Source organism: Xanthomonas nasturtii (assembly GCF_001660815.1).
GTDB classification, from domain to species: Bacteria; Pseudomonadota; Gammaproteobacteria; order Xanthomonadales; family Xanthomonadaceae; genus Xanthomonas; species Xanthomonas nasturtii.
Genome location: NZ_LYMI01000064.1, coordinates 1 through 6,766 on the forward strand (window position 1 = coordinate 1; position 6,766 = coordinate 6,766).

Here is a 6,766-nt window from a genome sequence, read left to right on the forward strand (position 1 = left end):
GGCACGCACGCGGAACTGATCGCCCATGGCGGCCTGTACGCGCGGCTATGGGCGCGTCAGACCGGTGGATTCGTTGCTGCGGATGCGTGATGGAAAGCTGTTCGCACGCACAGCGTGGCAGGGAAGTCGTGTTCGCAGCGTGCCAGAAAGACGTTAGCAACTGCGACACAAGCCCCTCTCCCGCCGGGAGATGGAGTTGGGGTGAGGGTTCGGGGCGAAGCCACTTGGTGTGTCACTTCTGAATGCGCGTGGCAATGCGTTCGGCCTTGCAGGCGGTGACAACTTTGCAAGGCGCCCCTCATCCGCCCATGCGGGGCACCTTCTCCCCCATGAAGAGGGACAATGCCCCGGCGGGAGAAGGTCGCAAGCAGTTCTTCATTCGTCTGCAGTGGCAAGCCCCTCTCCCGTCGGGAGAGGGGTTGGGGTGAGGGTTCGGAGCGAAGCCACTCGCCAGTTGGGCTACACGAGGCTTCGCCCGTACCCTCATCCGCCCCTTCGGGGCCCCTTCTCCCGATGGGAAAAGGGGATTCATCACTCGATCGGCTGATCCAGCATCAGTTCGCGCGCAAAGCGCACCGGTGGCGCACCGTAGGACAGCATCTTGTCGTGATAGGCCTTCAGATTGAAGCTGTGGCCCAGCTTCTTCTGCACTGCCTTACGCGTGTCCAGATGTTCCTGCACGCCGACGAAGTAGGTCGGCAGCTGCGCGGACGACAACTGCGCACGCACCCACTTGCCCGCCGCTTCGCTTTCCTGCTGGAAGGTGTCGTGGGTCATCAGGTGCATCGCCCTGTCGCGATCCCAGCCGTCCACGTGCACGCCCTGGTCGAGGATGGCATTGGCGATGGTGCGCAGGTAGAACTTGAGCTGCACCAGGTGGAACAGCGGGTCGTTATCCAGATAGCCCTGCTCCTGCATCATGCGCTCGGTGTACACCGCCCAGCCTTCGGCAAACATGCCCGAACGCAGCACCGCGCGCAGCGTGGAGGGGAACTTGGCCGAATGCCAGCCTTCCAGGTAGTGGCCCGGCGTGCCCTCGTGGATGCTGAGCAGATGGATCATGCGGGTGTTGTATTCGCGCAGGAACGAATCGACCTGCTTGTCGTTCCAGTCGTCGGGAATCGGCGACACCGCATAGAACGTCTTCAGATTCTTGTCCAGCGGGCCGGGCGAATCGCAATACGCCACCGCCACGCCCCGCTGGAATTCCGGCATCAGGATGATGTCCACCGGCGAATCCGGCAGCGTCATCAAATCTTTCTGGCGCACGAACTCGGTGGATTGCGCCAGCGCCGCCTTGGCGGCGTCCACCACCTTGTCGCGCGCCGGCTTGTCGGCATAGGCCAGTTCCAGCGCTGCTTCGATCGCCGCTTGCTGCTGGTCGTCGTTGGGCGATTCCGGCAACTTCGGAGCGCCGGGCTTGTCCTTGAGCACGGTGCGCGCGATGCCATACATTTCGCTGCGCACGCGCTTGAGTTCGGACTCGGCGCGCTGCTTGATATCGGCACGCGACAGCGACGACAGCAGCGCGAATTTCAGTTTCTGGTCGTATTTTTCCGCGCCGACGCGGAAGTCGCCCTTGGCATTGGGCACCAGCACGGTGTCCAGCCAGGTCTGCTGCTCGGCCACTGCCTTGCGCAGGTTGTCGATGGCCGCCTGCGCGCGCGCCGCTTCGATGGGGCCGAGCTGGCCGATGTTGGGCGCGATGAAGGTATCGACGATGCTGAGGATGCCCTTGTTCTGCTTGGCCACCGTTTCGGCGTGGATCTTCGGCACGCGCGCCGGGTCCAGGTTCTCGCGCGCCTGCGCAAAGATGCTCGGGATTTTTTCCATGCGCTGGGTGGCTGCGGCAAGGCGTTCGGGCAGCGGCGCGAACTCGCGCGCCATCAGTCCGTACAACGCGCTGCCGGCCAGGCCGTTATAGACCTGCGGGTCCCAGGCCCAGCTTTGCAGCACTTCGGTATTCCAGATTTCCGACTGCAGCTGGTTGCGCAGGATCGCCGCATCGACCTGGTTCTCGCGCGACAGCGTGGCCACGTCGATGGCCTCCAGTTCGCCCAGCAGCTTCTTGCCGGCGTCCAGGCTGCGCTGGCGGCCGGCCGTGCTGAGATCGTCGATCTGCGCGTCGAAGCGGTGGTCGCCGGTCTGGGTGGCGGTCACCGGCGACAGCTGCATCCAGGTGTCCAGCGCCTGTTTGGACAACGCCGCAAAGCGCGCATCCGGGGTCTGTGCGTCCTGGGCGGTAGCAGCGGTGGTGCCGGCTTGCGGCGATTCGGGCTGTTGCTGGCAGGCGCTGAGGCCGGCGATCAGGGCAAGGACAAGCAGGCGTTGATGCATTGTGGGTCCTGATGGAATCAAACCGCCAGCATAGGCATCTGCGCGTGTGCGCGCATCCACCACTGGTGTAGAGCAGCCAACAAAACGAAGGCGCTCATCGCCAGGCGGGCACGGCCGCGGCCAGGCATCGGCATCTGCCGCGCCCACATTGCGGCCATGAGCGCGCCGTCCACGCCCATCGGGCCACTGCTCGCGACGTTTCGGGAGCCGTTTGCCCTGCCAGCCGGACACTGCCGCCAACCGCCCGGTGCACAGGACGGCGCGCGTTACGGGAGCGATCGCTCGTACACTCCGGTTCCCGGGCGCCGCCCGCCAACCAGGCGGCGCGCACGTCACATCATGCCTGCCACCTGCACGGTGGCCTGTTCCAAGGAGGATCACATGCACTACGCCGGTAGCTGTCATTGCGGACGCATCGCGTTCGATCTGCAGACCGAAGCACCCATCACCGGGGTCTACGACTGCAACTGCTCGTTGTGCCGCCGACGCGGCGGTTTGCTCTGGTTCGGCACGCGTTCGCAACTGCAGCTGCGCGCCGAACCGGAAGCGGTGGGCAGCTACCGCTTCAATCAGCAGCATATCGATCATCATTATTGCCCGCAGTGCGGCATCGCGCCCTTCAGCGAAGGCCTCAACCCCAAAACCGGCGAAATGGGCGTTGCCGTCAACGTGCGTTGCCTGCCGGCTCTGGAGCTGACCGGGCTGCAGGTGCACGCGGTTGATGGAGCCAGCCGATGAGCCGCATCATGCGGCGGTATGCCGCGCTGGTGTTGCTCGGATGGGCGCTCTGCGGTTGTGCGAAGCATCAAGCGGAGATGGCGGCAGACGGCGGTGCTGCGCCGGCGGCGCCGCCTGCACCGCTCGCCTCGTCTGGCAATGCCTTGGCCTATGAGCACGACGTCCGCATCGAACTGCCCGCCGACCAGATTGGCCAACGCATCGCTGCGGTGCGTGCTGCGTGCCAGAGCGCGCAGTACGGCGATTGCGCCTTGCTGGCGGTGGAGCAGGAAGGCGGGCGCGACCCCAGCGGGCGCATCAGCGTGCGTCTGGCGCCGGACGGGATCGAGCCGCTTGTGCAATTGGCCGGGCAACACGGCGATGTCGCCGCACGCAGCACCCGGGCCGAAGACCTGGCGCAGCAGATTGCCGACACTGGCCTGGCCCAGGCACGGCTGCAAAAAGAACATGCACGCCTGCTCGAATTGCAACAGCGCCGCGATCTGGCGGTGACCGATCTGCTGGCCTTGTCCAAGCGGCTGGCGGAGATCGAAGCCGAAGCGCAGCAGACCCAGCAACAGGCAGCGCAGCAACAACGCCGCGTGCGCACGCAGTTGCTGACGCTCAATTTCCGCAGTACCGGCGGCGAGCAGGGCAGGGGCGAGATTGCCCAAGCGACCGCCGAGTTCGGCCAGGTGTTTTCCAGCAGCGTGGCGTTCGTGATCCGCGCAGTGGCGGCGCTGCTGCCGGTGGCGGTGGTCGCAGTAATTGCCGGCTGGTTGCTGCTGCAGGCATGGCGCTGGCGCGCACGTCGCCGCCGGATGCCTTGAAGAACCCGCAGCTGCCCGGCACTGCCGTGCAGCTGCGGGGTTAACTGATCTGTAAAACTGCTGGCGGCGCGCGTGTGTTGCGTAGGCCTGGAACAGCCAACAAAACTACTGCTCGACCACTACGCGAACGCCACGTTGGCGCGGTCTGTGTTTCTGCGGCATGTACCACCAGTACACCCGGATCATGAGCGCGTCGCGCGCACCACTTGACGACCACTCGCTACGGTTTGTCAGCCGCTCTTCATACAAAAGCCGCCGTATCGGCGCGGCACGCAGATACGGCGATGACGTACGTCAGTGCAGAAGCGCGATTGAACCAGGCAGCAAACATCTGTGCAACGAGGCTCAACGCAGCTCAGCCTTCGTCGACTTCGTATTCCACAAACACGTCCAGCTGCAGGGCCAGCTCCTGCACCGCGTCGCGCACCTTCTGTGCGGTGGCTTCGTTGCCGGCTTCCACTTCGAACTCGTGGCTGCCCGGACCTTCATCGTCTGACAGGCCGGCCGAGCTGGAATCCTCGTCGTCCAGATGCGGCATCAGGTCATCCACTTCTTCGACGTGCTCGATGCCTTCGATGCTTTGCAGCAGATTGGCAATGGCACGTGCGTCGTCGTCGGTGCCGGTGATACGCATGCGAAGGGTAGGCATGGGAGTGTCCTGGGAATTGGGGACATCAAGCCTAGGCATCGCCAAGACAAAACGAGGTGATGGTGCGCGTGATGGATGCAGGCCATGTAGACGCGGCCAAATCCGTTGCGGCAGCTCACCTGCGTGGCCATGGTCAACTCGATTTCGTGCATGCCGACCCGGCGCAGCGCCACCGACGAACGGAAGCGCAGATGCTTGTCGTCGGCACCCAGCACGACCTGCACCTGCTGCCCGTCGGCATCGCTGCGTTGTGCCAGTACCGGGAAGCGCCCGGCGAAACGTTGCGCTGCGCTCGGATCGAGCAACGAAGACACCGGGCAACCCAGATGCGAGGTACGCAGCCCCAGCGGTTTGACCATCAGGTTGCGCAAGCGCATCAACCCGCTCACGCCGCCCGGTGGTTGGTCGACGAATGCCTGCAGCAGATCGCACATGAGGCCCGGCAGGCTGTCGGTGCGCAGTTGGCGCGTGTCCAGGCGCAGCTGGTGGGTGTCTTGAAAGTGCACCTGGTCGCCCAGTTGCCCGCGCAACAACGCATCGGCCGGCAGCGCCTGCAGCGAGCGGATCCGCAGCGGCGCTAAGCGGGTGGCGACAAAACCGTGACGATGTGTGCGTGGCGGAAGTTGGCGCAGACGCCCGCTCCAACGGCGCACGCGGCTGCAGGCGCGCTGCTGCCAGCTCTGCGGTTTGACGTGCAGCGACAGCGCTACGCTGGGCACATCGGCGGCGCGGAAGGCCCCGGACTGCAGTAGCGCCGCGACGGGGGGCGGCAGCAGGTCGGTCAAGCTGGCGATGGTCGCCGTGCCCTGGGTGACCAGGGCCTGTTGCGCGTGGCTCAAGCTGCCGCCGGCTTCGTCCGGATGGCAGGACAGCGCGAAGAAGGCCGAATGCGCCGCATTCCCCTGCGCAGGCGCGAACTGATGCCAGGTGCCGCCACCGAAGCGCACCGTGAACAGGCTGTCTCCCGGTATGTCCACATAGCGCAATGCGTGCAGGAATGCCTGCGGATCCTGCTGCAGCTGCTGTGGCGAGGCGGTGGAAAAGCGCAATTGCGCACCGCCGCTGCCGGTGATGGCGGTGAACACGCGATTGCCGGCATGGCAGTGAAACGGATGCCCCTGCGGCCCGACCGAAAACGAAAACAGCAACGCGCGATCGTCATGGCCGAAATCCGGTGCGGAGAGCTGCACGGACGGTTCGTCCAAGGCATCGTGGTGCGCCGGGTGGTGCCGCTGACGTTCGCCGGTCTGCGCGATCAGGCTATCGCCTGCGCCTGGGTCCAGCTGCGCGATCAGCATTACTTCCACCGTGCGGCCGCCGCTGTAGGAGGGGAGTGATACACGCGGGAAACTTGTTTCTGCGACGATCCGTTGGTGGTCCATGGCATGTCCTCGCAGCAGAAGTCGGTGAAGGGGTTAAGGGGTTTTTTTGGCTCGCTTGCGCGACTCGCGCTGCAGCGGGCCGGCCTTCGGGCAGACCTCGAAGGCGAAGCCGCTGAGCGTGTTGACCATGTTGTCGGGCGTCAGCCGGTACACCACGAACTGGCCGCGTCGCTCGCTGCTGACCAGCCCGGCCGCAGACAGCACCGAGAGGTGGCGCGAGATGGCTGGCGCGCTCATCGCAAACCGCTCGCCAATCTGCCCGGCGGTCAGTTCCTGTGCCGACAGGTAGGCCAGGATTTCCCGGCGTGGTCTGGAAGCCAGCGCTTCGAAGATGCGGTCGATGGACATGGATGGGATTAGCTAATTAACGAATTAGCTAATTAATGATTTTAATGGGCGTGGCTGTCAAGCGATTTCTGATTGCCGTATTGCTCGGGCTTGTTGATCGCCTCTTTCCTGCGGGGCGCCGAGGCGAGGCTTGTGCGCCAATGGCGCGTGTTTTGACGCGCCCGCGCTGCTAGCGCGGACCGGGCACGGAGCGGGGGCAGGGCGCCGGGTAAAGCCACGCGCGCCATTAAACTCCACCAGGCGTCGCCCGTACCCTCATCCGCCCCTTCGGGGCACCTTCTCCCGGGGGGAGAAGGGAATCTAGATTCTCTGGTGCAACAAAGCCCCTCTCCCTGGGGGAGAGCAACTGTCTTGATCAACTGGCGGCGCTAGCCGCCAGTTGATCTCGCATCTTGGCGTTGAGGATGACCAATAATTTGCGCATCGCCGCCACGAGGGCGACCTTGCCCGCTTTGCCCTGCGTGCGTAGCCGCTGGTAAAACTCGCGCAGGGCCGGGTTGAAG

6 protein-coding genes, 1 other RNA gene and 1 pseudogene are annotated in these 6,766 nt (G+C 64.8%); 3 read left to right on the top strand and 5 right to left on the bottom strand.

Annotated features, from left to right (window positions below; all coding sequences use genetic code 11):
- Positions 1-531 precede the first annotated feature (531 nt).
- Positions 532-2,337 (bottom strand): DUF885 domain-containing protein, encoded by a 1,806-nt coding sequence (locus A7D16_RS18525; RefSeq protein ID WP_064634719.1) that lies wholly within the window; start codon positions 2,335-2,337, stop codon positions 532-534.
- Positions 2,338-2,676: 339 nt separating this feature from the next.
- Here A7D16_RS18525 and A7D16_RS18530 point away from each other — a divergent pair, with 339 nt between their 5' ends.
- The 3 genes from A7D16_RS18530 to A7D16_RS18540 all read left to right on the top strand — a co-directional run bounded on the left by A7D16_RS18530 (position 2,677) and on the right by A7D16_RS18540 (position 4,120).
- Positions 2,677-3,075 (top strand): GFA family protein, encoded by a 399-nt coding sequence (locus A7D16_RS18530; protein ID WP_064634720.1) that lies wholly within the window; start codon positions 2,677-2,679, stop codon positions 3,073-3,075.
- Positions 3,072-3,884 (top strand): DUF4349 domain-containing protein, encoded by an 813-nt coding sequence (locus A7D16_RS18535; protein ID WP_064634721.1) that lies wholly within the window; start codon positions 3,072-3,074, stop codon positions 3,882-3,884. The genes A7D16_RS18530 and A7D16_RS18535 overlap by 4 nt, the downstream gene beginning before the upstream one ends.
- 160 nt (positions 3,885-4,044) lie before the next feature.
- A non-coding RNA gene (locus tag A7D16_RS18540) (sX9 sRNA) lies at positions 4,045-4,120 on the top strand.
- 119 nt (positions 4,121-4,239) lie between these two features.
- On the opposite strand, the gene A7D16_RS18545 is transcribed toward A7D16_RS18540, so the two are convergent.
- From A7D16_RS18545 to A7D16_RS22695, 4 genes and pseudogenes are all read right to left on the bottom strand, one after another.
- The gene (locus A7D16_RS18545) at positions 4,240-4,533 is read right to left on the bottom strand and encodes a hypothetical protein (protein WP_064634722.1); all 294 of its coding nucleotides are present in this window, start codon (positions 4,531-4,533) and stop codon (positions 4,240-4,242) included.
- A complete protein-coding gene (locus tag A7D16_RS18555; protein ID WP_239687048.1) occupies positions 4,422-5,831 on the bottom strand; it encodes a DUF2867 domain-containing protein in 1,410 nt (469 codons plus the stop codon). The genes A7D16_RS18545 and A7D16_RS18555 overlap by 112 nt, the downstream gene beginning before the upstream one ends.
- A 117-nt stretch (positions 5,832-5,948) precedes the next feature.
- Positions 5,949-6,263 (bottom strand): metalloregulator ArsR/SmtB family transcription factor, encoded by a 315-nt coding sequence (locus A7D16_RS18560; RefSeq protein ID WP_064634723.1) that lies wholly within the window; start codon positions 6,261-6,263, stop codon positions 5,949-5,951.
- A gap of 355 nt (positions 6,264-6,618) precedes the next feature.
- A pseudogene (locus A7D16_RS22695) lies at positions 6,619-6,766 on the bottom strand (IS110 family transposase); the annotation flags it as partial.